Source organism: Streptomyces sp. WM6378 (genome assembly GCF_001279695.1).
Classification (GTDB): Bacteria; Actinomycetota; Actinomycetes; order Streptomycetales; family Streptomycetaceae; genus Streptomyces.
The window spans coordinates 1-24,990 of record NZ_LGDD01000268.1; the positions used below are offsets into that span (position 1 = coordinate 1).

Genomic DNA, 24,990 nt, shown 5'->3' on the forward strand with positions numbered 1-24,990 from the left:
CCCCCGCCTCCCCCCGCAACTGCCACACCAGCTCCGCCGCCTGTGCGAGCCCCGTCGCCCCCAGCGGATGTCCCTTCGAGATCAGGCCGCCGGACGGGTTCACCACCCAGCGCCCGCCGTACGTCGTCGCCCCGGATTCGATCAGCTTCCCGGACTCTCCCGCCCCGCACATCCCCAACGCCTCATACGTCAGAAGCTCGTTGATCGAGAAGCAGTCGTGCAGCTCGATCACATCGACGTCCTCGATGCCCAGGCCCGCCGCGGCGAACGCCTGCCGCCCCGCCGATCGCGACATCGGCGCCCCCACCGCGTCGATACAGCTCCCCGAGGCGAACGACTCCTCCGTGTCCGTCGTCATCGACTGGCCCGCTATCTCAACTGCCTTGCCCCTCAAGCCATTTCGGTCCACGAATCGCTCCGAGACCACGACCGCCGCCGCCGACCCGTCCGACGTCGGCGAGCACTGCAGCTTCGTCAGCGGGCGGTGGATCTCCTTCGCGGCGAGGATCTCCTCCACCGAGTACGCGTCCTGGAACTGCGCGTTGGGGTTGTTCACCGAGTGCCGGTGGTTCTTGGCGCCCACCGCGGCGAGCTGCGCCGCGGTCGTCCCGTACCGCTCCATGTGCTCACGCGCCGCGTTTCCGAAGATCTGCGCGGTGGGCGGCGTCATCTCGAAGCCGTGGCGGGCCGCCATGATGCCGTAGTGGCGGGCCACCGGCGAGGTCGCGAAGTCGCCGCCGTCCGAGCCGCCGCCCAGCGCGCCCCGCTTCATCTTCTCGAAACCCAGTGCCAGTACGCAGTCCGAGATGCCGCCCTCCACGAACTGCCGCGCCAGCATCAGCGCGCTGGACCCCGTCGCGCAGTTGTTGTTGACGTTGTAGACCGGCACGCCCGTCAACCCCAGTTCGTACACCGCCCGTTGGCCCGCGGTCGACGCCTGGAAGCAGTAGCCGACCGGGACCTGTTCCACCGAGCCGTAGTCGATGCCCGCGTCCGCCAGCGCCGCGCTCCCCGCCTCCTTCGCCATGTCCCAGTACTGCCAGTCCCGGGACTCCGGCTTCTCGAACTTGGTCATGCCTACACCGACGATGTAGCTCTTCATGTCAAGGGGGACCCTTCAGTCTCGGGGCAGGCCGAGGATGCGCTCGGCGACGACGTTGAGCTGGACCTGGGTGGTGCCGCCCGCGATGGTCAGGCAGCGCGACATGAGGAAGCCGTGCACGGCCCGCCCTCCGGGGCCCTCGGCGACCGCGCCCTCGGGGCCGAGGAGCTCAAGGGCGAGTTCGGCGATCTTCTGCTGGTGCGGGGTCTGGACGAGCTTGCGGACGCTGGCCCCCGCGCCCGGCTCCAGGCCCAGGGTCTGCTGCATGGTCGTGCGAAGGCCGATGCAGGCCAGCGCGTGCGCCTCGGCGGCCAGCGCGCCGATCCGCGCCCGGTACGCCCCGTCGAGCTCCCCGGCGCGGGCGATCAGCGCTTCGAGGCCGGTGTCGAAGGTCAACTGGTCGGCCATGTGGACGCGTTCGTTGCCCAGGGTGTTGCGGGCGACCCGCCAGCCGCCGTTCACCTCGCCCACGACGGCGTCGGCGGGCAGCAGCGCCCCGTCGAAGTACACCTCGTTGAAGAGGGAGTCCCCGGTGATCTCCTTCAGGGGGCGGATGTCGATCCCGTTCGTTCGCTTCATGTCGACGAGGAAGTACGTGAGGCCCTCGTGTTTGGGGGCGTCGGGGTCGGTGCGGGCCAGCAGGATGCCGTAGTCCGCCCACTGCGCGGCGCTCGTCCACACCTTCTGGCCGGTGATGCGCCAGCCGCCGTCGGGGGTGCGCTCGGCCTTGGTGCGCAGCGAGGCGAGGTCGGAGCCCGCGCCGGGTTCGGAGAACAGCTGGCACCACAGCAGCTCGCCGCGCAGGGTGGGGCCGAGGAAGCGGTCCTGCTGGGGCCCGGTCCCGTACGCGAGGAGGGAGGGGACCACCCAGGTGGCTATCCCCAGGTCGCTCACTTTGACCCCGGATCGCCTCAACTCCTCCTGGATGACGAGTTGTTGGACCGGGCCCGCCCCCAGTCCGTACGGGGCGGGCAGGTGCGGGGCCGCGTATCCGGTGGGTGCGAGAGCTCGCCTCACCGCGCCGGGGTCCAGATGCCGTACGCCCTCGATCACCGCGCGGGCGGGGCCGCGGAAGTTCTCGGCCTCCGGCGGCAGCTCCATCCGCAGCTCCCGGCGGGCGCCGCCGCTCGCGAGGCGGACCGCCCGCAGCCGGTGGGTGTCGCCGGCGCCGAGGAGCTGGCGGGCGACCAGGGCCCGGCGCAGATACAGGTGGGCGTCGTGCTCCCAGGTGAAGCCGATGCCGCCGAGGATCTGGACGCAGTCCTTGGCGCAGGTGCAGGCGGTCTCCACCGCCGTGGCGGCGAGGGAGGCGGCCAGGCCCCGCACTTCGGCGGGCTCGTCCACGGCGCGGGCCGCGTCCCACACCAGGGCGCGGGCCTGTTCGAGGCGTACGAGCATGTCCGCGCACAGGTGCTTGATCGCCTGGAACCGGCCGATGGGGCGGCCGAACTGCTCCCTGACCTTGGCGTGTTCGGCCGCGATGTCCAGGGCGCCGGCCGCCGTGCCGCAGGACTCGGCGGAGAAGAGGACAGCCGCGAGGTCGCGGACCAGCGCGGAGTCCACGTCCAGGACCCGGCCCGCGTCGACCACGACGGCGTCGGCCCGCACCTCCGCGGTGGGGCGGGTCGGGTCGGTGCTCGCGTGGGTGCGGATGCGCAGGTCCTCGGCGTCCACCGCGAGCCACAGCGTCCGGTGATGCGCCTCGGCCGCGAGGACCACCAACTCGGCCTGCCCGGCGGCCAGTACGGGCGGCGCGGTCCCGTCGAGCAGCCAGCCGCCCTCGCAGCCGACGGCGGTGAGCGTGCCCGCGCCGAGCGCCACGGCTGCCGTCCTGCGGCCCTCGGCGATGTCCGCGACCAGCCCCTCGTGCCGCCCGGCACGGCGCAGCAGCTCGGCGGCGAGCGCCCCGGGCAGGTAGGGCCCCGGCAGCAGCCCGCGCCCGGCCTCCTCCAGGACGACGGCCAGCTCGGGAAGGCCGCCCCCGCCGAACTTCTCGCCGAGGTGGATGCCGAGCAGCCCCTGTTCGGCGAGCCCGTCCCAGAACGGCGGGCGGGCCCCGGCCGCTTCGGGCGCGTCCAGGAGCCCCCGCACCTCCTCGACGGGCACAGCCCGCGCCAGCCAGCCGCGTACCGCCTCCGCGAGCTCCCGTTGTTCTTGCGTGATCGCGATGCCCATGGACGCCCTCACCCGTCGCCGGTCCCGGAACGGCGCAAGAGTAGAACACGTTTCAATCTGACGGAAGGTCAGATCGCCGTGACCTTCGGAACCCCGCCCGCCGGGGGCGGCTCCGGCGGCGTACGGCACCATGGACCGCCCACACACGTACGACCCAAAGGAGCCGGGCCGTGGCCACTCCCAAGCCTCAGATCCTGGCCGCCTTCGAGGCGGCCAAGGGCTTCATGCCCGTACGGGAAGGCCTGGCGCTGTACGAGGCGGCGGCCGCGGCCGGCGCGCTCGGACTGCCGCTCCTGGAGGTCGGCACCTACTGCGGGCGCTCCACGATCCTGCTCGCCGAGGCCGCCCGCGAGAGCGGCACGGTCGCGGTCACCGTCGACCACCACCGCGGCAGCGAGGAGCAGCAGGCGGGCTGGGAGTACCACGACCCCACCGTCGTCGACCCGGAGGTGGGGCGGATGGACACGCTGCCCACCTTCCGGCGGACCCTGCACGCGGCGGGTCTGGAGGACCACGTGATCGCGGTGGTCGGGCGCTCGCCGCAGGTGGCGCGGGTGTGGGGCGGGCGGCTCGGCTTCGTGTTCATCGACGGCGGGCACACCGACGAGCACGCCACGGCCGACTACGAGGGCTGGGCACCGAAGCTCGCCGAGGGCGGCACGCTGGTCATCCACGACGTCTTCCCCGACCCGGTGGACGAGTTCACCGGCCAGGCCCCGTACCGCATCTACCTGCGGGCCCTTGAGTCCGGCGCGTTCACCGAGGTCTCGGCGACCGACTCGCTGCGGGTGCTGCGCCGCACGTCCGCCGCGCTGTGACACTTCGGGACGCCGAGTGCCCGGGTCCTGGAGGGGCGCGCGGCTAGCATCGCCTCGTGCCGTACGACAGCGAGTCATCGAATCCGGACAGCCGGTCGCGCCGTGTGCGCGGCCGGGCCCTCGTCGCCCTCGCAGCCCTCGCGCCGACCGCCCTCGCGGGCTGGCTCGTCTGGCAGGCGATGAGCAGCCCGGGCGGCCAGGACAACAAGCCGCCGAAGGTGCTCCCCCTGCCGAGCCACTCGGCACCGTCCGCGCTTCCTGGGGCCGGCGCCGCGACGGTGACCGTGACGGCCTCCTCTCCGCCGAGCGGCGGCCCCGGCACCCCCTCGGCGCCCGCCGCGTCCAAGAGCGGATCCGGCGTCGGACCGCTCACCGGAAAGACCGTCGTCATCGACCCGGGTCACAATCCGAATAATTTCCGGCATACAGAAGAGATCAATGAGCCGGTGGACATCGGAACGAACAAGAAGGAATGCGACACCACCGGCACCGAGACCAACGACGGTTATACGGAAGCCGAGTTCACGCTCGATGTGTCGCACCGAATCAGGGCGATCCTGGAAAAGCAGGGCGCGAAGGTCGTGTTCACCCAGGACGGCGACCGGACATTCGGCCCCTGTGTGGACGAGCGGGCCCGGATCGGGAATCAGGCGAAGGCGGACGCCGTCGTGTCGGTGCACGCGGACGGCGCGGACGAGGGACAGCGCGGCTTCCACGTGATCCTGCCCGCGAAGGTGAAGGGCGGGGCCGCCGACACCGCCCCGATCGTGGGGCCTTCGCGTGAACTCGGTGTGCGGATCGCGGGGAAGTTCGTCCAGGACACGGGCATGAACGCGTCCAACTACGTGGGCGACGGCACCGCCCTGGACGTCCGCAGCGACCTCGGCGGCCTCAACCTGTCGACCGTCCCGAAGGTGTTCATCGAGTGCGGCAACATGCGCGATTCCCGGGATTCGGCACTTCTCAAGAGCGCGGACTGGCACCAGAAGGCGGCCCAGGGGATCGCCGACGGCATTATGGCGTTCCTGGGCGGGTAGGCTCCCGACCCGCCGTACGGCCCACAGGGCCAGACGATAGATTCTTCCGCACAGGGGGAACCACCTAGAGCTTCACGCCGTGTGCACGTACACCGGCGGCAGCGATGACCGCCCCGACGAGACGACATAAAAGAGGACTTTTACGTGAACATCCGCTCCCTCACACGAGGCGACGGCGTGGTGATCGGTGCAGCGGTGGTGCTGTTCATCGCCTCGTTCCTGAATCTCACGTCCGCTCCGAGCTGCTCCGGCCAGTTCTGCCCCAGCGTGGACGCGCCGAACGCCTGGGACTCGCTCTCGCTCCTGATGAGCATGTACCTGGCAGGCATCATCGGTGCGGTGCTTGTGGTCGTGGGCCGCTCGCTGCCGCAGCCGAAGAAGGTCGCGGGTCTGGACCTCACGCAGTTCGGCGTGGCGTTCACGGTCTTCGCCGCGTGGACCGCGTTCTGGACGATCATCGACGCGCACGGCTCCGGCGCCGGCATGATCCTCGGCCTGATCGCCACGCTGGCGCTCGCCGCGGCCGCCGTGGCCTCGCCGCTGGTCGCCGCGCTCAAGGCGCCGCTGATGGGCGCCCCGAGCCCGGCCGCCCCGCAGCCCTACGGCTACCCGGGCGCGGCCCAGCCGGCCGGTGGCTACGGCTACCCCGGCGCCCAGCAGCCGTACGGCGCGCAGCCCGGTGACCCGAGCCTCGGCGGCCAGCCGCAGGCCCAGGCCCAGCCGTTCGGCGCGCAGGCCCCGGCTCCGGCCGCGGACCTGAACAAGGACAGCCAGGCCCCGGCCGCCCCGGCCGGCGACTTCGCCCCGTTCTGGTTCGCGGTGCCCGTCGCCCGCCCGCTGTACGCGGAGGACGGCTCGCCCACCCCGATCGCCGAACTCGCCCCCGGCACCTGGTACCTGGCCGTCGACCAGCGCGGCCCCGGCCTGGTCGCCCAGACGCAGGACGGCCGCCGCGGCGTCCTCCAGGACACCACGGGCATCCAGCGCGGCTGATCCGCCCGGCACTTCAACGGCCCCCCGCCCCCTTCCGGGCGGGGGACCGTTGCCCTACAGTCCCCTGACGGATCGTCAGATCACTGGGAGGGGACGGCACATGCGCCTGGGACTGGCACTCGGCTACTGGGGGCGCGGCCCGAACCCCGGCCACCTGGAACTCGCCCGCGCGGCCGAGGAGTTCGGCTACGACTCGGTGTGGACGGCGGAGGCCTGGGGCTCGGACGCCTTCACCCCGCTGACCTGGATCGCGGCGCACACCTCCCGCATCAGGCTCGGCACCGCGGTCGCGCAGATGGCCGCGCGCACCCCCACCGCCACCGCCATGCACGCCCTCACCCTGGACCACCTCTCGGGCGGCCGGATGATGCTGGGCCTCGGGCTCTCGGGGCCGCAGGTCGTCGAGGGGTGGTACGGCCGCCCGTTCCCCTCCAGCCCGCTCACCGCGACCCGGGAGTACGTCGACGTCATCCGCCAAGTGCTGCGCCGTGAGGCCCCGGTCGAGCTCGACGGCCGCTTCCACGCGCATCCGTACGGCGGCGCGGACGGTACGGGCCTGGGCAAGCCGCTCAAGACCATCACCCATCCCCTGCGCCCGGACATCCCCGTACTGCTGGGCGCCGAGGGCCCCAAGAACATCGCCCAGACGACCCGCATCGCGGACGGCTGGCTCCCGCTGTACTGGTCGCCGACCCGCACCGACGCGTACGCCACCGCGCTGACGGGGCTGCGCGACGACTTCCTGGTCGCCCCCATGGTGCGGGCCCACGTGTGCGACGACGTCGCCGAGGGGCTGCTCCCGGTGAAGGCGATGCTGGGCTTCTACATCGGCGGCATGGGCCACGCCGCCCGCAACTTCCATGCCGATCTGATGGCCCGCATGGGGTACGGGGACGAGGCCCGCCACATCCAGGACCTGTTCCTGGCGGGCCGCCGCGACGAGGCGGTCCTGGCCGTGCCGGACGCCTTCGCCGACGAGATCTCCCTGGTGGGCCCCCGCCAACGCATCGCGGAACGCCTGGAGTTGTGGCGCAAGGGCCCGGTGACGGACCTGCTGGTCACCTCACCGGACCCGAACACGCTGCGCGTACTGGCCGACCTGAACGCCTAGCCGCCGCTGAGCTGACTGGCTGAGGGCACCTGGTCCGTAACCGGCGCGCCCGCTTTCTGGCCCGCGTCCTTGACGCCGCCGATCACGTTCTCGAACTTGCCGACATCGGCGTCACTCGCGTCGCCCTTGCGCAGCTTGCCGCCCAGGTCCTTGAGGGAGTCGATGCCGGAGGACAGTGGCGCGAGGGCCTTGGAGAGCAAGGGGTCGCCCTTGGCGTTCTCGGTGGCGGCCTTCAGGCGGTTGTACGTGAACGCGCCGGCCAGGCCCGCCTTGACGAGGGCGAACGTACGGCCCTTGGCGCCCTTCTTGAACTTGCCGGCCTTGAACGGCTTCACGATCCACTGGTAGGCGGCACCCGCGGCGAGCCCCGCGTTGGCGACGAAGCGCGTCTTGGCGAGCCTCTGCCGCTCGGCCGACGCGGTCGGCGACGCGCTGCTCTGGGCCGCGACCGGGGCGGCGGCCTTCTCAGCGGCGTTCTGGCTGGTGCTCTGGGGGGTTCTGGTCTCTCCTCCGCAGGCGGTCGTCGACACCAGGACGGTGCAGGAAAGGACGACCGCCACGACTATGCGGCGGATGGGGAACGTACTGGGCACGATGACCTCCGGGGGATGTTTCGGCCTCCCCGGCAGCCTCACCCGGCCCGCCGCACTGCGCCACTCGGGCGACTCCGTACGGGTCGTCCTAGCCGCAGCAGTGAGGTGCGAGGCCCCTCGGGAGCCGGTCTCCGCCGAACACCGCCGTCGTCGCCTCGTCCCCGCCCAGTGCCGCCACCGCGAGCAGCAGGGAGCCCGCCGTCCACGTGGTGAGCTCCTCCGGCCACACCGCGCGGTTGCCCTCGAAGACGTAGCCCGTCCAGTACAGGCCGGTCGCCGGGTCGCGCAGGTGCTGGATCGACTGGAGGATCTCCAGGGCCCGGTCGGACTCGCCCATCGCCCAGAGCGCGAGGGCCAGTTCGCAGCTCTCGCCGCCGGTGACCCACGGGTTGGGCAGCACGCAGCGCACCCCGAGGCCCGGCACCACGAAGTCGTCCCACATCGATTCGATGCGGGCCTTGGCGCCGGCTCCGGTGACCGCGCCGCCGAGGACCGGGTAGTACCAGTCCATGGAGTAGCGGGACTTGTCGAGGAAGCGCTCGGGGTGGTGCTGGACGGCGTGGGCGAGCGCGCCGGTCGCCAACTCCCAGTCGGGCTGCGGCTCTTCGCGCTGTTCGGCGATGGCGAGCGCGCAGCGCAGCGCGTGGTGGACGGAGGAGCTGCCGGTGAGCAGCGCGTCGGTGACGGCGCTGCCGTCCTCCTCGCGCTTCCAGCCGATCTGCCCGCCGCTCTGCTGGAGGGCGAGGACCCATTCCACGGCCGCGTAGACCGCGGGCCACATGCGGTCGAGGAAGGTGTCGTCGCCGGTGGCGAGGTAGTGGTGCCAGACGCCGACCGCCATGTAGGCGACGAAGTTGGACTCGCGGCCGCGGTCGGTGACCCGGTCGTGTTCGCCGTCGTGGTAGGCGGCGTACCAGGAGCCGTCCTCGTTCTGGTGCCGGGCGAGCCAGTCGTAGGCGCGCTCGGCGGCGGCGTGTTCGCCCGCCGCGTCAAGCGCCATCGCGGCCTCGGTGTGGTCCCAGGGGTCGAGGTGGTGGCCGCGGAACCAGGGGATGGCGCCGTCGGCACGCTGGGCGCCGAGCAGGGTGGCGACCGTCTGCCCGGCCTGCCCGGCGGTGAGCACCCCGGGCAGCACGAGGTGTTCGGTGCGCTCCGGAGAGGTCACTTGGCGGCGCTCTTTTCCGCGAGCGCGGGAAGGTGCGGCTTGGTCGCGTACGCCACGAAGCTCTTGCCGACGACCGGGTTGAGCGCCCGCTCGGCGAGCCGCGTGACGGTGCTGATGCCGGGCGTCTTCATGATGTCCCAGACCAGGAGCTGGTGGTACGCCTTGACCGGCAGCGCCTTGTCGTTGTCGACGCCGAAGGCACACTTGAGCCACCAGTACGGCGAGTGCAGCGCGTGCGCGTGGTGGGTGCCGTACGGCTTCAGGCCGGCCTGCTTCATCTTGCCGATGAGTTCGTCCGCCTTGTAGATCCGGATGTGGCCGCCCTCGACCTCGTGGTACGCGTCCGAGAGCGCCCAGCACACCTTCTCGGGCCCGTACCGCGGCACGGTGACCGCGATGCGGCCGCCGGGCCTCAGGACGCGGACCATCTCGGCGAGCACGCCCTTGTCGTCGGGGATGTGCTCCATGACCTCGGAGATGATCACGACGTCGAACGACTCGTCGGGGAAGGGCAGGTTGAGCGCGTCGCCCTCCATGGCGGTGGCGGTCGCCCCCTCCGGCGCCTCACCGGCCTCCTTCATCGCGGCGAACCACTTGGCGACCTCGCGGATCTCCTCGCCGTTCTGGTCGAGGGCCACGACCTGGGCGCCGCGCCGGTAGCACTCGAAGGCGTGCCGGCCCGCGCCGCAGCCCAGGTCGAGCACGCGGTCGCCCGGGGCGAGCGGGAAGCGGGAGAAGTCGACGGTCAGCACGGGGTCTGCCCTTTCCGATGGAGATCACCTGTGGCCGCGGAGCGGCCGGTAGTCGTGGGCGCGGGGCGCCCGGTCACCTGGCGGGCTTCCGGGCCGGGACACGGCCCTGGGCCTCGATCGCCTCGCGGTAGAGCTCGGCGGTGCCCTGGGCGGCGCGGGCCCAGGTGAACTTTTCCAGGACCCGTTCGCGGCCCGCCGCGCCGAGCCGCCGGCGCAGCGCCGCGTCACCGAGCAGTCGGGCGAGGCCCGCGGCCAGCGCTCCCGCGTCGCCGGGCGGCACCGCGAGGCAGGTCTCGCCGTCGGTGCCGGCGACCTCCGGGATGGCGCCGCCGGTCGTGGCGAGCAGCGGGGTGCCGGTGGCCATGGCCTCGGCGGCGGGCAGCGAGAAGCCTTCGTACAGCGAAGGGACGCAAGAGATCTGCGCGGACCGTACGAGGTCGACGAGCTCGGCGTCGGTGATGCCCTTGACGAACTCGACGGCGTCGCCGAGCCCGTACTTCCCGATGGCCTGGGCGACCGGGCCGTCCTCGGCGCGCTTGCCGACGACGACGAGGTGGGCGGCCGGATGCTCGGTGCGCAGCTTGGCGAGGGCTTCGACGAGGAAGACCAGGCCCTTGAGCGGCACGTCGGCGCTGGAGGTGGTCACGATGCGTCCTGGCACCTCGGCGACGGCCGGGTCCGGCGACCAGAGGCCGGTGTCGGCGCCGATGTGCACGACCCGGATGCGGTCCTCGCGCACCCCGAGGTGATCGACGATCTCGCCCTTGGAGGTGCCGGAGACGGTGAGTACGGAGGGCAGCCGGCGCGCGACCCGCTTCTGCATCCGCGTGAAGCCGTACCAGCGGCGCACGGAGGCGCGGCGCTTCCAGTCGGGAGCCGCGTCCAGTTCGAGCTGTCGATCGACCGTGATGGGGTGGTGGATCGTGGTGACCAGGGGTGCGCCGACGTCGCCGAGCAGCCCGTACCCGAGGGTCTGGTTGTCGTGGACGACGTCGAACTCGCCCCGCCGGGCGGCCAGGTGGCGCCGGGCGCGCAGCGAGAAGGTCAGCGGCTCGGGGAAGCCGCCGGTGCGCATGGTGGCGACCTCCAGGCGGTCGATCCAGTCCCGGTACTCGTCCTTGGACGGCGTGCGGAACGGATCGGGCGAGCGGTAGAGGTCCATGCTGGCGAGCTCGGTGAGCGGGACGCCCTCGTCGAGCACGGGGTAGGGCTGGGCGCCGATGACCTCGACGCTGTGCCCGAGCCGCGCGAGCTCGCGCGAGAGGTGGCGGACGTAGACGCCCTGGCCGCCGCAGAACGGGTTCCCCTTGTAGGTGAGGAGCGCGATCCGCAGCGGGCGCTCGCCCTCACGGCCGGCGTCCCCGGTGCGGGGGCTTGCCTCTATGGCCTCAGCGGTCACTCGCGGCCCCCTTCATCACTGCGTTTCGCCGGAGCGTAACCGCTCGCGCTAATCTAGAACAAGTTCCAGACTTGATCCTTCTTGAGCGTTCTTTGATCACTCAAGGAGCTTCGAATCTACCGGCAGGTAGCGCGACTGTAAGAGCCGGATCAGGTGATTCGCGCCACGGCGGGGCCCCTGCCATGCTGGGCCGCCGAACACCGTGGCAGAGAACCGGACAAACGGAACGGGACACATGACAGCGGAAGTCAAGGCGGCCACCGCGGCCACCCCTCCCCTGACGGAACGCCAGGAGGCCAGGCGCCGCCGCATCCTGCACGCGAGCGCCCAGCTGGCCAGCCGGGGCGGCTTCGACGCGGTCCAGATGCGCGAGGTGGCCGAGGCCGCGGGCGTCGCGCTCGGCACCCTGTACCGCTACTTCCCGTCCAAGATCCATCTCCTGGTCGCCACGATGCAGGACCAGCTCCAGCACCTGCACTCCACCCTGCGCAAGCACCCGCCGTCCGGCGAGGGCTCCGCGGAGCGGGTGGCCGAAACCCTCATGCGGGCCTTCCGCGCGCTCCAGCGCGAGCCGCACCTGGCGGACGCCATGGTGCGGGCCCTCACCTTCGCGGACCGCTCGGTGAGCCCCGAGGTGGACACGGTCTCTCGGCAGACCACGGCGATCATCCTGGACGCGATGGGGCTCGACCGTCCGACCCCGGAGCAGCTCTCGGCGGTCCGGGTCATCGAGCACACCTGGCACTCGGCCCTGATCACCTGGCTCTCGGGCCGTGCGTCCATCGCCCAGGTCAAGATCGACATCGAAACGGTCTGCAAGCTGATCGACCTGACCGCACCCCCGAAGGCGTAGCACCCCGCGGAAGCCTTTCGCTGCGGGCCGGTGGGGGCCGGTCGCACCACGCACGGTCCGCAGCCGACGAGCCGCACACCCGGGGGTGTCGCGCTACCCGCCGAGGCGCAGGGCCCTAAGGGGCGCGGGGCTGTGACGTTCTGCGGCTCCGCCGCGTGGGCGCGATCAGCCCCCACCGGCCCGCACCCGAAAATCCGCCCGCCTCGCAGAGGGCACGCGCTCCCCCGCCGCGCGAGCCGGGGAAGGCTCAACTCCCTGGCCAGAAGGGGGATTTGGGGGACGACTCGCCCCCCAGGACATGCGCCCCACCAGCGCGCAGCGCGCCCTGCGTGCGCGGGTGCGCGCCCCCAGTGCTCCCCACCGATCCGTTCGCCCGGACCATGACAGGGGTAACCGCCGCCCAGAATCGTTGCGTGCCCAACGAAGGCGCCGGTAGCGGTAAGTCTGGAAGGAGCTGGGAAACGTGATCCGGGTACTTCTCGTGCACGACGCGTGCCTCTTGAGGTCGGCCCTGGCCGAACGACTCGCACGCGAACCCGACCTGGAGGTTCAGCATTCGGCTTGGCGCGGCGCCCCGGCGCTGGCGCGATTATTGAGCCCGGACGTCTGCGCGGCCGACCTGGACTGTTCGGAGTCCTATGGAATCGCACCGCTCGGCGAACTCACCGGCTGCCGTCCCGGCACCGGCAAGTGCCGACTCCTGGTGCTGGCCGACGCTCACCGTCCGGGACCGCTGAAACGGGCCGCCGATGCCAACGCACGCGGCTATGTGGACAAGGGGGGCACACCCGAGCACCTGGTCTTCGCCATCAGACAGGTCGCCGAGGGGAAACGGTTCGTCGACGACTCGCTCGGCTTCAGTTTCCTCAGGGCGGCCGAAATGCCGCTCACCAGGCGAGAGTTGAGCGTTCTCTCACTCGCCGCGGAAGGAGCTTCGGTCTCCGACATCGCGCACCGGCTCCACCTTTCCAACGGCACCGTGCGCAACTACATGGCCGCCATCACCCGCAAGACCGGCGCGCGCAACCGGGTCGACGCGATACGGATTTCCCAGGGGGAGGGGTGGGTGTGAGGGGCCGGCCCCGGTGAGGTCGCGGTAGAACGCGGAGCGGGCCAGGAGTTCCTCGTGGGTGCCGAGTTCGGCGCGGGCCCCGTCCATGAGCAGTACGCGGTCCGCGCGCCGGGCCGATCCGGTGCGGTGGGCCACGACCACGAGGGTGCGTCCGGTGAACGCCCGCTCCGCGCGCGCCTCGGCGGCCGGGTCCAGATGGCAGGTCGCCTCGTCGAGCAGCACCAGGGGCGCGGGCGAGACGTGCGCCCGCGCCAGCGCGATGAGCTGGCGGTCGGCGGCGGAGAGCGCGGCGGGGTCGAGCACGGCGTCGAGCCCGCCGAGCCGCGCCAGGAGCGGCCCCGCCCCGACCGCCTCGGCCGACGCCAACAGGGCCTGGTCCGAAGGCGATTGCGGGCAGACGTAGCCGAGGTTCTCGCGGAGGGTGGCGGTGAAGACGTACGCCTCCTGCGGTACGAGGACTCGGTCGCAGCCCGTCGCGACCTCTCCGGCGTCCGGCCGGAGCACCCCGGCGATCAGCCCGAGCAGGGTGGACTTGCCGATGCCACTGGGCCCGGCCACTGCCAGCCGCTCGCCGGCCGGTACGGCCAGGTCGAGCCGGTCGATGACCGGGGCCGCGCCGGGCCCGTACGCGAAGACGAGCTCGCGCAGCCGCACCGGCCAGGACTCACTCTCGTACCGCACCCGAGCCGGAGGCTCCTCCTCCCCCGCGGTCAGCCTGCGCAGCACGACCGTGAGGCGGGCGCCCGAGGTGCCGAGGCCCTGCACCAGGGCCTGGAGGGCGGGCAGCAGCGACTGGGTGAGGTAGGCGAGCGCGCCCGCCAGGCCGCCCGCCGTGACCCCGTGCCGCAGCAGCCAGGGCGCGGTGACCAGGAGCAGCACCAGGGGCAGCCGCCCGCCGATGCCCACGGCGAAGGTGCGGGCCACGCCCCAGTGGGCGAGCGAGCGCGCCGCGCGGTACTCGTCGTCGATGCGTTCCCCGGCGCTCTTGGCCGCGCGCTCGTGGGCGCCCGATGCCTCGATGTCCCTCAACCCGCTTGCTGTCAGGCCGAGTTCGGCGGCCAGGCGTTCGTCGGCGGCCAGGAACTCCTCCTGGCGGCGGGCGAGCGGGCCGAGCGTCAGGGCGAAGAGCGCGAGCCCCACGAGCAGCGGGCCGCCGACCACCGGGAGCAGGACGGGCGCGAGGGCGAAGAGGCCGAAGAGGGCCCCGGCGGCGGTGAAGACGAAGGTGCGGGCGACGAGCACGAGCCCGGCGAGGGTGTCCCTGGCCAGCTCCACCTGCTGGGTGAGGCGGGAAAGCGCGGCGTCGCCCGCCTCGCGCAGGCCGCGCGTCACCACCGCCCGCACCAGTTCGTCCCGTACGGGCTCGACGAACGCGGCGACCGCCCCGTACACCCGGCGCGTCCCCCAGGCCCCGGCGAACACGGCGACGGCGGCCGCCGCGAGCCAGCCGGTCCCCATGGCGGCGCGGCCCGCGAGGAAGCCGTCGTCCAGGGCGCGGGCGAGGGCGAAGCCGAGGAGGAAGGTCTGGGCGGATTCGAGCAGCGACCATCCGGCGAGGCGCAGCAGCACCCGCTTGCGCCGCCTCAGCAGACTCATCAGCACGACGCGTCGGCCTCCCCGAACACAGCGCGGTAGTCGGCGAGTTGATAGAGATCACGGTGGGGCGCGACCGCGCGCAACCGCCCGTCCTCCAGCCATACGACGAGGTCCGCGCGGGCCGCCGTCGAGGCCCGCAGGGCGATGATCAGGTGGGTGCCGGTGCCGCGCAGCAGCGCCTGGGAGACCTTGAGCTCGGTGGCGGAGTCGAGGCTGGAGGTCGCGTCGTCCAGGATCAGCAGTCGGCCGGGATGCGCGAACGCCCGTGCCAGACCCAGGCGTTGGGCCTCTCCGCCGGACAGCGGGGCGCTCGCGCAGGGCGTGGCGTAGCCGTCGGGCATCGTACGGATGAAGCCGTCGGCGCAGGCGGCGCGGGCGGCGGCGTGCACCCCGGCCTCGCCCGGCTCTTCGGCCCCGTACGCGATGGTGCCGCCCACTGTGCCGCCGAGCAGCACCGGCCGGGCGAAGGCGTAGCCGACGGCGCGGCGCAGCTCGGCCCGCGTGAGGGACGGCAGCGGCACGCCGTCGAGGGCGACGGTTCCCGACTCCGGGTCGGCGAGGCGGCCGGCGACGGCGGCGAGCGCCGACTTGCCACTGCCCGAGCGCCCGACGACGGCGACCACGGCCCCGCCCGGCACCGTCAGATCGACCCCGCGCAGGGGTCCGTGCACAACGCCTCGGAGCGTCAACTCACCATTGCCATTGGGTAGTTCATCGCTTCCGTACGCCGTCGTGCCGCCGCCCAGGACGTCCTGGAGCCGGGCGGCGGCGGTGCGGCCGCGGGTCAGGGTGTTGACCATGCCGACCAGGGCGCCGGTGCCGGTGGCGAGGGCCGCGTACCGCCAGGCGGCGAGGAGGCCGCCGACGCTCAGGTCGCCGCGCGCGACGCGCAGTCCGGCGACCGCGAGGACGGCGAGCTGGAGCAGCGGCAGGAGGATCGCGGCCTGGGCGGTGGAGCGGCCGAGGACCTCCCACATGCGGTGGCCCTGGCGGGAGAGTTCGGGCAGCGGGGCCAGGATGCGGGCCGCGTCGCGCTCGGGGTGTCCGGCGGCGGCGATCGTACGGGCGCCGCGCACCGCTTCGAGGAGGCGGCCCGCGATCTCGCCCTGGGTGCCCAGATACCCGGCGCTGCTGGCGCCGGAGCCGCGGACGAACACCTTCAGGAGCAGGGCGAACAGGGGCATCCCCGCGAGCACCACCAGGGCGGTCCACCAGTCGGTCAGGGCGAGCGCGATCAGGCCGCCGACCGGGGTGACGACGGCCGCGAGGGTGCCCGCGATCGACACCGGTACGGTCGCGGCCTGGACGGCGTTGCCGGTGAGGCGAGCCACCAACTCACCCTCGGAACAAGCCTGTTGAGTGCCGGCGTCCAGTACGTGGCCGAGCACCCGGCGCCGGATCCAGGCGGCGCTGCGGGCGGTGGCGGTCGCGGTGACGGCGGATTCGTAGGCGCCGATCAGGACCGCGAGCACGGTGAGGACGACGCACAGGGTGATCGAGGGTCCTGCTTCGGCCTGCCGTCCGGCCAGGACCAGGTCGAGGGCGCGGCCGAGTGCCGCGGGCAGGGCGAGCCCGGCGCCGGCCGACGCGCAGCTGAGCAGCAGGATCAGGGTGCCGGGGCCGGCGCTCTGCCGGACGGTCTCACGCAACAGCAAGGCGGCCTCCCGCATGCGGCGGCCCCGGCCGGCGAGCGGTGCCGGGCGGGGCCGCGTCGTTCACTGCATCACCTGATCACGCGGTGAATTACAGGCAGAGCGTCAGGCTGGCGACGCTGTCACAGAGCAGCAGGCTGAGCGAGCTTCCGCCGCCGTGGCCGCCGCCGTCGCCCTCGTCGATGTCGAGCTCAACGTCGAGGTTCTGCAGGTCGAGAAGGGACATTGCATTCTCCTTTGTCGGCGATGTGCGATGCCGTCCGTGGGGGACGGGGTTTCAGCCCCGGGTGGGGCCGTCTGTGGGGCCGCCCGGTGGGGCGGCGGGGGTGGGGGCCAGGAAGGGCAGTCCGACGGGCCGGTCGGCGAGGGCCGCGCCGAGCGCCAGGAGGCAGCCCGCCGTGCCGGTCGCGAGGTCCATGGAGAGCCGCATCATCTGGTCGCCGGGGAAGGCGAGTCGGCCTTGGTAGGGCAGGGCGTACCAGGCGAGGCCGTCGATCTGCTCGGCGAGCCAGGCGGGCGGCGCCCCGGTCCTGGCCAGGTGGAGGACCATCCCGGCGCGCCCGTTGAACAGGCCGGACTGGCCGTAGTACCGGGAGCGCGCGGCAGGCAGGATCTTGTCCCGCGCCTCGCGGAACGCCTCGTCGGGGCGGTGCGCCAGGAAGTCGTCGAGCACGGCGGCGATGCCGACGCTGCCTCCGCCCAGATAGGGCAGGGTGCGCGTGCTGTCGTTGACGACGAGGGTGCCGGCCGGGTTGGTGACGCAACGGTCGAGGTCGCGGCGCAGCTCCTCGGCGGCCCGGTCGAGCAGCGCGGGGTCGCCGGTGGACTCGTACAGGCGGAGCAGGAACAGGGCGGGGCCGGTGGCGCCGTGCAGGAGCCCGGCCCGGCGGCCGCCGTCGGTGCGGGCGGCGAGCAGCTCGGCCGCCTTCAACGCCTGTTCCTTGAAGCCGAGTTGATCGAGCACGAGGCCCAATCCGGCTATTCCGCCGTGCAGTTCGGGGGCCAAGCGCTGCCAGTTCTCGGCCAGGACGGACTCGATGAGCTCGTGGGCCCGTTCGGTGTGGCCGAGCCGGTCGAGGACGAAGGCGACTCCGGCGAGCCCGTCGTACAGGCCGAGCGGAGTGCCCGACGGCGGCGGCGCGGTGTGCGCGAGCAGCCACTCCTCGCCCTCGGGGTAGCGGGCGGCGCCGGTCTCGGCGAGCGCGTAGAGGACTCCGGCGGCGCCGTGCGCGAGGCCGAGCCCGCCGCCGTCGGCGAACTGGGCGACGTCGCCGGGGAAGAGCCGGTCGTCGCGCTCGGGGGTCGCGGAGGCGAGGACGGCGGCGGCCATGGAGTCGCGGCTCGCGGGCCAGTCGCCCGGCTCGACGGGCACGCACCCGCCCATCGGCGCGCTCTCCCCCTCGATGACCCGGACCGCCTCGTCGAGGCAGCCGGCGGGCAGGCCGGGGAACTGGGAGGCGGCGATCTCGGCGAGGTGGGCGGCCTTGGACCGGTCGATCACCAGGAGGCTCGTCATCGGCACGAACAGCGCGAGCCGCAGACAGGCCAACGCGTAGCGGTCCACGTCGAAGCCCTTGCGGTCCAGGGGCGCGATGAAGCCGGGATGCGCCATGGACTGGCCGCGGTGGTCGTCGACGGGCAGCGCGGCCTCGAAGTCGAGGAGCCGTACGCCCTGTTCGTCGGGGTCGACCATGATGTTGAACATGTGCAGGTCGTTGAAGACGATGCCCCGCTCGTGCACGGCGGCCACCGCGTCCTCGACGGCCCCGAGGACGCGCAGCGCCCACTGGGTGTACTCGGCGACCGCGTCCGGGTCCGGCTCGACGCCGATGAGCGGGTGGCGGTGCGCGAAGAAGGAGTTGAGGGTGCGTCCTTCGAGGAAGTCCATGACGAGGAAGCGGTGCTCGCCGAGGGTGAACCAGTCGCGTACGGCGGGTGCGACGCCGAGCCCGTCGACCTGTTCCAGGGCGGCCTTCTCGCGCTCCAGGCGGGTCACCGCGTCGGCGCCGTCCGCGGCGAGCCCGGCGTGGGGCCTGGCCTCCTTGAGGACGACCTTCTCGCCGGTGCGGGTGTCGGTCCCGGCGTAGACGCCGCCGCCGTTGGAGAAGTGCAGGGCGCGCTCGATGCGGTAGGGCAGGTCGCCAGTGGTGGTCGCGTTGCGGGCGGCGAGGTGCGGCGCCAGGAACTCGGGCAGGGCGACCCAGTCGGGCAGATGGAAGACGGGGTCGCGGCGGTCGGGCACGAGCACCCCGTCGCCGTTCTCGATCGCGGTCACCAGGGTGCCGTTGGCATCGACGCAGTGCCGCTTGGTGAACCCGCCGTAGCGGACGTAGAGCGGACCCTGGCCCCAGCGCAGATCACTGAGGATGTACGGCCCCGGCTCCCCCGCGAGCAGGGCGCCCAACTCCTCCAGTATCAACCGGAATTCGGCCTCGTCCGCCGGGTAGATCGTGGCGAACTTGCCGCTGGAGCCGCGGCCCGCGTACTTGGAGTTGCGCAGGTGCAGCGGCCGGCGTCCGGGCACGAACTTGAAGGGTATGGCGCGCGCCACGCAGTAGTCCCACACGTACGACGCCGTCTTCTCGGCGTTGTCCAGACAGGCCGAGACGTGGATCTTCCAGCCCTGCTGCGGCCGCACTCTGCGCCCCGGTATGCCGTCGGGGCTGAAGTGCAGCCAGTCTCCTGCGAGTTGGGCCGTCCAGCCCTCGGGGACGGTGCGCTGCGCGGCCTCGAAGAGCGGCACCCGGCCGCTGCTGGCGCCGTCGACAGTGCTGCCGTCGCCGGTGCTGCCGTCGGTGCGCGAGGAGGACAAGCGGTCCGGGGTCTCGTAGAAATACCTGTCCGCCAGACAGAAGACCTCGTACCGCTTGTCCATGGTGCCTCCCCCTCGACGTCATGACATCGAGTTGGCGCTCCCCCCCTCGACGGCGTGGACGACTTTTCCACGCCGCCGACGGGCCCGGACAGTCACGCCTGTCATGAGGTCGCCGTGCGCTACGCATGGATCAACCTGTGTTCGCAGGGGATCGAACGGGAGGGGGCAAACAGGACTGTTCCGGGGCTATTCCTCGGGCGGGAACACCGTTTCGCGGGAGTCGTGCAGGGTGATCAGGATGGCCTCGACGGGGCAGCCCTCGGCGGCGGCCAGGATCTGTTCGTTGGCGTCGGTGTCGGGGGTGCGGGGGTGGGACTGACGTGCGGTGTCGAGTTCGAAGCCGGCCGGGGCGTGGTTGACGCACATGCCGGAGCCGATGCACACGCTCCGGTCGACCTCGACGTGCCAGCGGTCGCCCATCACTCGCCTCCGTGCCCGGCGGGCAGGTGGATCATCTTGTGCTCCAGATACTCACTGAAGCCCTCGGGCCCGAACTCCCGCCCCAGACCGGAGGACTTGTAGCCGCCGAACGGCCCGAGCATGTCGAGGCTGAAGGTGTTGACGTTGAAGGTCCCGGTACGAACCTTGCGACCAAAGTCAATCCCGTGCTCGACGTCGCCGGTCCACACGCTGCCGCTGAGCCCGTACTCGGAGTCATTGGCGATCCTGAGCGCCTCGGCCTCGTCCCCGTACGGCAGCAGGCAGATGACCGGGCCGAAGATCTCCTCGCGGGCGATGCGCATCGTGTTGTCGACCCCGCCGAAGAGGGTCGGCTCGACGTACCAGCCCCGGTCGAGCCCGGCCGGACGGCCGCCGCCGGTGAGGATCTTGGCGCCTTCCTCCTGTCCGATCCGGATGTAGTCGAGCGAGCGCTGCTGCTGCCGCTTGGCGACCAGCGGCCCGACCTGGGTGGCGGCATCCAGCGGATCCCCGACGACGAGCGCGCCGGCCGCTGCCGCGAACGCCTCGGCGATCTCGTCGTAACGGCTCCGCGGCGCCAGGATGCGGGTCTGGGCCACGCACGCCTGGCCGTTGTTCATCCAGGCGGCCGGGACGACGCCCGCGACGGTCGCCGCCAGGTCCGCGTCGGGCAGGATCACCGCGGCCGACTTGCCGCCGAGCTCCAGGGTGACGCGGGTGAGGTTGCGCGCGGCGACCTCCATCACGCGCTTGCCGGCCGCGACGGACCCGGTGAAGGACACCTTGTCGATGCCGGGGTGCCCGACGAGGTACTCGCTGACCTCGCGGTCCGCGGGCAGGATCGAGAGGACGCCCTCCGGGAGCCCGGCCTCGGCCGCTATCTCGCCGAGGATGTACGAGTCCAGGGGCGACTCGGGAGACGGCTTGAGGATCACCGAGCAGCCGGTGAGCAGCGCGGGCCCGAGCTTGGCCGCGGCCACGAACTGCGGGACGTTCCACGGCACGACGGCCGCCACCACGCCGACCGGTTCGCGCCGCACGAGGATCGGACCGAGGGCCCCGGATCGCCTTTCCTCGTAAGGGAATTGGCGGGCGACGGTGATGGCGGAGTCCCACACCATCATCGCGCCGAGCGCCTGCGCGAGCACGCTCCAGGAGTACGGGGAGCCGTTCTGCGAGCTGATCGATTTGGCGATCTCCTCGTGCCGGACCAGGATCGCGTCCTTGATCCGCGTCACGACCTCGATGCGCTCCTCGGGCGTGGCCCGCGCCCAGGGTCCTTCGTCGAACGACTTGCGCGCGGCGGCCACGGCCCGGTCCACATCCGCCCGGGACGCATGCGGGACGCGGCCGATGACCTGCTCGGTGTGGGGCGAGATCACCTCGATGACGTCGGAGCCGAGGGGGTCGGTCAACTCCCCGCCGATGAAAAGCTGTCCGTGTTCCACGAGCTCGGTCATGCCTGGTGCCTCCTGCGGGGCTTTTCCTGACGGCTGCCTGACTTCGTTCGCCTGCTTTGGTTACCTGACTCTGTTTCAGAACTGATACCAGTTCTAGTTGCAGGAGTCCACGGACCGAGCAACGTAGTGGTACCACCGGTTGGGCCGTGTCCGATTACTGGAAACTGGTTGACCCAGCCAACCACTGAAACCAGTTCTAGTTATAGTGAGGGGGAAGCGTGCCGCCGGGCGTGCACCCAGAGGGATTCCGTGCGCCCAGCGGGACTCCCGGAGAGACGAGGACTCCATGCCGCAGGAGCCAGCCGCGCCTCAGGTGACCGACCACGGTGGCGGCGTCCACTCCATCAAGGTGCCCATCCCGGACAACCCGCTGGGCCACACCCTGGTCCACCTCGTCGACACCGACCGGGGCCCGGTGCTCGTCGACACCGGGTGGGACGACCCGGCCTCCTGGGACACCCTGGCCGCCGGCCTTCGCGCGCTCGGCACGGACGTCTCGGCCGTCCACGGCGTGGTCATCACCCACCACCACCCCGACCACCACGGGCTCTCCGGCCAGGTCCGCGAGGCCTCCGGCGCGTGGATCGCGATGCACGCCGCCGACACCGCCGTCGTACGCCGCACCCGCGAGGCCGAACCGGGCGTCTGGCTGGACTACTTGTGCGCCAAGCTGGCCGGGGTCGGCGCGCCCGAGGAACACATCGCCCCGCTGCGCGAGGCCCGTGCCTCGGGCCGGATGCGGACCCTGCCGGGGCTGCGGGCCGCGCTGCCCGACCGCGAGATCGTGCCCGGCGACCTGCTGCCGCTCGCCGGGCGCCGGCTCCGCGCGATCTGGACGCCGGGGCACACGCCGGGCCACGTCTGCCTCCACCTGGAGGAGGCCCACCCCTCCCAACTCCCGGGAAACGGGCGCCTGTTCAGCGGCGACCACCTGCTGCCCGGCATCACTCCGCACATCGGCCTGTACGAGGACCCCGACGAGGCCGGGGGTACCCCCTCCTCGACCGGAGTTGAGAGCTTGGGGGAGGCAGCCGACCCCCTCGGCGACTATCTCGACTCCCTCGAACGCATCGGCCGCCTCGGAGTCGCCGAGGTGCTCCCGGCCCACCAGCACGCCTTCACCGAGCCGGCCTCGCGGGTGAGGGAGCTCCTGGCCCACCACGAGGACCGCCTGAAGGGCCTGCTGGCCCTCCTCTCCACCCCCCTCACCCCCTGGCAACTCGCGGAACGCATGGAGTGGAACCGGCCGTGGTCCCAGATCCCGTACGGGTCGCGCACGATCGCGGTGTCGGAGGCGGAGGCGCATGTGCGGCGCCTGGAGAAGCTGGGGCGGGCGGAGCGGGTGGTGGGGGGCGGAGTGGTGCGGTACCGGGCGGTTTAGGGGGCCTTTCCCCCACCCCGCCCCTTCCCGAGACCCTCCGGGGGTGAGATGTCCGGGTGCGGCCCGGTGGTCGCCCCTGGGGCTCCGCCCCAGACCCCGTTCGCGCCTGAAGGGCGCTCGTCCTCAAACGCCGGACGGGCTGAAATGCTCCGGTGCGGGCCAGGGTCAACCCTGCTGAGGGGCGCGGGGAACTGCGCGACCAGCCACGCACGGTCCGCAGCCGAAAACCGTCCCACCCTGCGCAGGGGTCCGGGGGTGCCCCCCAACAAACAGACCCCACCCCACCCCTCACCCCCGGAGGGTTTCGGGAAGGGGTGGAGTGGGGCCCCAACGGGGTCTGGGGCGGAGCCCCAGTGCATCCCGCCGGGCCGCATCACCACCCGGGGTGGGGGAAGGCCCCGCAGGGCGCCCGACCCCCGCCCGGTAGGGTGGTCGCGTCGTCGTCATGCCCGTACGGGGGGGGGAAGCCGGTGCAAACCCGGCGCTGACCCGCAGCCGTGAAGCCGCCAGGCCAAGCCGGAATGCCCCGTCACCGCATGACCGGCTCACACGTCACCCGCACACCGCAGGTGACCGGCACCGTCGAGGCATACGGAGCCGGAGCCGGGTGCCAGCGCGCGCCCGTGCCCGCGCTCCCCCGCAGGAGAGGCACCGCCCGCCATGACCGTACGCCGCTGCGCCGCAGCGCTCGCCGCCGCCACCGCCGTCCTTGGCGGTGCCGCCCCGGCGGCATTCGCCGACGGCACGCCGTCCCCCGCGGCGGTCCCGCCGGGCCTGTACGGCACGAAGGACCCCCAGTACGACGGTGTCTTCCGGCAGTCCCTCGCCTTCCTCGCCCAGGAGAAGGCGAACGTCAAGCCCGCCGAGCAGGCCGTGGCCTGGCTCGCCGGCCAGCAGTGCGCCGACGGCTCCTTCATGTCGTTCCGCGCGGACACCGCCAAGGCCTGCGACGCGACGAAGCTGGACACCAACGCCACCTCCGCCGCCGTGCAGGCCCTCGTCGCGGTCGGCGGTCACACCGACGCCGTCAAGAAGGGCATCACCTGGCTGAAGTCGGTGCAGCAGGACGACGGCGGCTGGCCGTACACCCCGGGCATGGGCGGCAGCGACGCCAACTCCACCGGCATCGTGATCGGCGCACTCGCCGCCGCCGGCGAGAAGCCCGCCGACGTGAAGTCCGCGAAGGGCGGCAAGTCCCCCTTCGACGCGCTGCTCACCTTCGCGCTGCCCTGCGACGACCCCGCCGGCGCCGGCGCCTTCGCCTTCCAGCCGGACCCCAAGACTCAGAAGCTGTACGCCAACGCCGATGCGACCGCCGCCGCCGTGACCGGCGCGCTCGGCAAGGGCCTCACCGCCACCGCCGGCCAGGCCGACACTAAGGGCACCGCCTGCGAGAAGGCCACCACCTCCGAGCAGGCCGCGCACAACGGCGCCGCCTACCTCGCCAAGACGCTGGCCCCGACCGGGTTCCTGAAGTCCACGATGCCGGGCGCCGCCGACCAGCCCGACTTCGGCAACACCGCGGACGCGGTCGTCGCCCTGGCCGCCGACGGCATGGCCCAGCAGGCCAAGGCCTCCGCCGACTGGCTGTCGAAGAACGCCGCCGCCTGGGCCAAGGAGAACGGCCCCGCCGCCTACGCCCAGCTCGTCTTCGCCGCCGACGCCACCGGCGCGGACCCGAAGAACTTCGGCGGCACGAACCTGATCCAGTCCCTGAACGCCACGGGCCCGGCCCCCCAGGCGGCCCCGTCATCGGCCCCCGCCGCGGAGTCCAAGGAAAAGAAGAACGACGGAATCTCCGTCTGGTGGATCGTCGGCGTCGGCCTGGTCGCCGGTATCGGCGTCGGCTTCCTGATCAGCGGCCGCAAGAAGAACCAGCAGCTGTGATGCGGACGCGACTCGCTTCGTTCGCGGCCCTGCTCCTCACGCTGGTGGCGCTCGCCGCCGGTACGGGGTCGGCGCAGGCGGCCGGGTACCGGTACTGGTCCTTCTGGGACCTGACCGGTGACAACTGGACGTACGCCACCCAGGGCCCGGCGTCCGCGCACCCCGGCGACGGCTCGGTCCAGGGCTTCCGCTTCGCGGTGAGCGCGGACTCCAAGGACGCGTCCCAGCCGCGTACGACGCCGTCCTTCGAGGCGGTGTGCGGTGCGACGCCGACCAAGGACGGCACGAAGCGGGTCGCGCTGGTCATCGACTTCGGCACGCCCCAGGACGCCGACCAGGGCGAGACCCCGCCCACCCCGCGCACCGCCTGCGCCCAGGTGTCCCCCGACGCCACCAGCGCCGACGCCCTGGCCGCCGTGGCCAAGCCGCTCCGCTACAACAGCGCGGCCCTGCTGTGCGCGATCGCCGACTACCCGCGCACGGGCTGCGGCGAGCAGGTGGCCGACCCGTCGGCGGCCAAGCCCGCCGAGCCCGCGAAGACCACCCACAACAGCGGCCCCTCGGTGGGCCTCCTGGCAGGAGTGGCAGCGGTCGTGGCCCTGGGCGCGGCAGCGATCTGGCAATCCCGCCGCCGTAAGAACTGACCCGG

20 protein-coding genes, 1 pseudogene and 1 riboswitch are annotated in these 24,990 nt (G+C 72.5%); of the genes and pseudogenes, 9 read left to right on the forward strand and 12 right to left on the reverse strand.

Annotation, left to right across the window (positions count from 1 at the left end; genetic code table 11):
* Positions 1-1,102 (reverse strand): thiolase C-terminal domain-containing protein (locus ADK54_RS20520; RefSeq protein WP_053727123.1); only part of this gene is annotated, 1,102 nt, incomplete at its 3' end.
* A gap of 15 nt (positions 1,103-1,117) precedes the next feature.
* Positions 1,118-3,277 (reverse strand): acyl-CoA dehydrogenase, encoded by a 2,160-nt coding sequence (locus ADK54_RS20525; protein ID WP_053727124.1) that lies wholly within the window; start codon positions 3,275-3,277, stop codon positions 1,118-1,120.
* Positions 3,278-3,501: 224 nt separating this feature from the next.
* Between ADK54_RS20525 and ADK54_RS20530 the strand changes: the two genes are divergently transcribed.
* From ADK54_RS20530 to ADK54_RS20545, 4 genes are all read left to right on the forward strand, one after another.
* A complete protein-coding gene (locus tag ADK54_RS20530; protein ID WP_053727187.1) occupies positions 3,502-4,095 on the forward strand; it encodes a class I SAM-dependent methyltransferase in 594 nt (197 codons plus the stop codon).
* Positions 4,096-4,151: 56 nt separating this feature from the next.
* A complete protein-coding gene (locus ADK54_RS20535) occupies positions 4,152-5,132 on the forward strand; it encodes an N-acetylmuramoyl-L-alanine amidase (RefSeq protein ID WP_053727125.1) in 981 nt (326 codons plus the stop codon).
* A 144-nt stretch (positions 5,133-5,276) separates the two neighbouring features.
* A complete protein-coding gene (locus ADK54_RS20540) occupies positions 5,277-6,125 on the forward strand; it encodes a DUF5336 domain-containing protein (protein ID WP_053727126.1) in 849 nt (282 codons plus the stop codon).
* A gap of 100 nt (positions 6,126-6,225) precedes the next feature.
* Complete coding sequence (locus ADK54_RS20545) at positions 6,226-7,236, forward strand: LLM class F420-dependent oxidoreductase (protein WP_053727127.1); 1,011 nt, start codon at positions 6,226-6,228, stop codon at positions 7,234-7,236.
* Here the strand turns inward: ADK54_RS20545 and ADK54_RS20550 are convergent.
* From ADK54_RS20550 to ADK54_RS20565, 4 genes are all read right to left on the reverse strand, one after another.
* Positions 7,233-7,829 carry a hypothetical protein gene (locus tag ADK54_RS20550; RefSeq protein WP_053727128.1) on the reverse strand — a complete coding sequence of 199 codons (597 nt, stop codon included), beginning with the start codon at positions 7,827-7,829 and terminating at the stop codon, positions 7,233-7,235. The two genes, ADK54_RS20545 and ADK54_RS20550, sit on opposite strands and share 4 nt — an antisense overlap.
* 88 nt (positions 7,830-7,917) lie before the next feature.
* A complete protein-coding gene (locus tag ADK54_RS20555; protein ID WP_053727129.1) occupies positions 7,918-8,994 on the reverse strand; it encodes a prenyltransferase in 1,077 nt (358 codons plus the stop codon).
* Complete coding sequence (locus tag ADK54_RS20560) at positions 8,991-9,746, reverse strand: class I SAM-dependent methyltransferase (RefSeq protein WP_053727130.1); 756 nt, start codon at positions 9,744-9,746, stop codon at positions 8,991-8,993. The genes ADK54_RS20555 and ADK54_RS20560 overlap by 4 nt, the downstream gene beginning before the upstream one ends.
* Positions 9,747-9,819: 73 nt before the next feature.
* Positions 9,820-11,145: a glycosyltransferase family 4 protein gene (locus tag ADK54_RS20565; RefSeq protein WP_053727131.1), complete on the reverse strand. Its 1,326-nt coding sequence runs from the start codon at positions 11,143-11,145 to the stop codon at positions 9,820-9,822.
* Positions 11,146-11,380: 235 nt separating this feature from the next.
* Here ADK54_RS20565 and ADK54_RS20570 point away from each other — a divergent pair, with 235 nt between their 5' ends.
* Positions 11,381-11,998 (forward strand): TetR family transcriptional regulator, encoded by a 618-nt coding sequence (locus ADK54_RS20570; RefSeq protein ID WP_053727132.1) that lies wholly within the window; start codon positions 11,381-11,383, stop codon positions 11,996-11,998.
* 463 nt (positions 11,999-12,461) lie between these two features.
* Positions 12,462-13,070 carry a response regulator transcription factor gene (locus ADK54_RS43635; protein WP_078966500.1) on the forward strand — a complete coding sequence of 203 codons (609 nt, stop codon included), beginning with the start codon at positions 12,462-12,464 and terminating at the stop codon, positions 13,068-13,070.
* Positions 13,071-13,283: 213 nt separating this feature from the next.
* On the opposite strand, the pseudogene ADK54_RS20575 reads toward ADK54_RS43635, so the two are convergent.
* From ADK54_RS20575 to ADK54_RS20595, 6 genes and pseudogenes are all read right to left on the reverse strand, one after another.
* A pseudogene (locus ADK54_RS20575) lies at positions 13,284-14,666 on the reverse strand (ATP-binding cassette domain-containing protein); the annotation flags it as partial.
* Positions 14,666-16,321, reverse strand: coding sequence for an ATP-binding cassette domain-containing protein (locus tag ADK54_RS20580; protein ID WP_234392147.1), 1,656 nt, complete (start codon positions 16,319-16,321; stop codon positions 14,666-14,668). The gene ADK54_RS20580 and the pseudogene ADK54_RS20575, both read right to left, overlap by 1 nt.
* Positions 16,322-16,409: 88 nt before the next feature.
* Positions 16,410-16,544, reverse strand: a complete 135-nt coding sequence (locus tag ADK54_RS44990) for a SapB/AmfS family lanthipeptide (RefSeq protein WP_107090581.1) — start codon at positions 16,542-16,544, stop codon at positions 16,410-16,412.
* A 51-nt stretch (positions 16,545-16,595) separates the two neighbouring features.
* Entirely contained in the window at positions 16,596-19,193 is a 2,598-nt protein-coding gene (gene lanKC, locus ADK54_RS20585) for a class III lanthionine synthetase LanKC (protein ID WP_053727134.1), read from the reverse strand.
* 186 nt (positions 19,194-19,379) lie between these two features.
* Positions 19,380-19,613, reverse strand: a complete 234-nt coding sequence (locus tag ADK54_RS20590; protein ID WP_053727135.1) for a ferredoxin — start codon at positions 19,611-19,613, stop codon at positions 19,380-19,382.
* Positions 19,613-21,073: an aldehyde dehydrogenase gene (locus ADK54_RS20595; protein ID WP_053727136.1), complete on the reverse strand. Its 1,461-nt coding sequence runs from the start codon at positions 21,071-21,073 to the stop codon at positions 19,613-19,615. The genes ADK54_RS20590 and ADK54_RS20595 overlap by 1 nt, the downstream gene beginning before the upstream one ends.
* 286 nt (positions 21,074-21,359) lie before the next feature.
* Between ADK54_RS20595 and ADK54_RS20600 the strand changes: the two genes are divergently transcribed.
* From ADK54_RS20600 to ADK54_RS20610, 3 genes are all read left to right on the forward strand, one after another.
* Positions 21,360-22,454 carry an MBL fold metallo-hydrolase gene (locus ADK54_RS20600; RefSeq protein ID WP_053727137.1) on the forward strand — a complete coding sequence of 365 codons (1,095 nt, stop codon included), beginning with the start codon at positions 21,360-21,362 and terminating at the stop codon, positions 22,452-22,454.
* Between the two features lie 429 nt (positions 22,455-22,883).
* A riboswitch (cobalamin riboswitch) is annotated at positions 22,884-23,000 on the forward strand.
* A 114-nt stretch (positions 23,001-23,114) separates the two neighbouring features.
* The gene (locus ADK54_RS20605; RefSeq protein WP_053727138.1) at positions 23,115-24,341 is read left to right on the forward strand and encodes a prenyltransferase/squalene oxidase repeat-containing protein; all 1,227 of its coding nucleotides are present in this window, start codon (positions 23,115-23,117) and stop codon (positions 24,339-24,341) included.
* Positions 24,341-24,985, forward strand: a complete 645-nt coding sequence (locus tag ADK54_RS20610) for an SCO2322 family protein (protein WP_234392148.1) — start codon at positions 24,341-24,343, stop codon at positions 24,983-24,985. Before ADK54_RS20605 ends, ADK54_RS20610 begins: the two co-directional genes overlap by 1 nt.
* Positions 24,986-24,990: the final 5 nt, after the last annotated feature.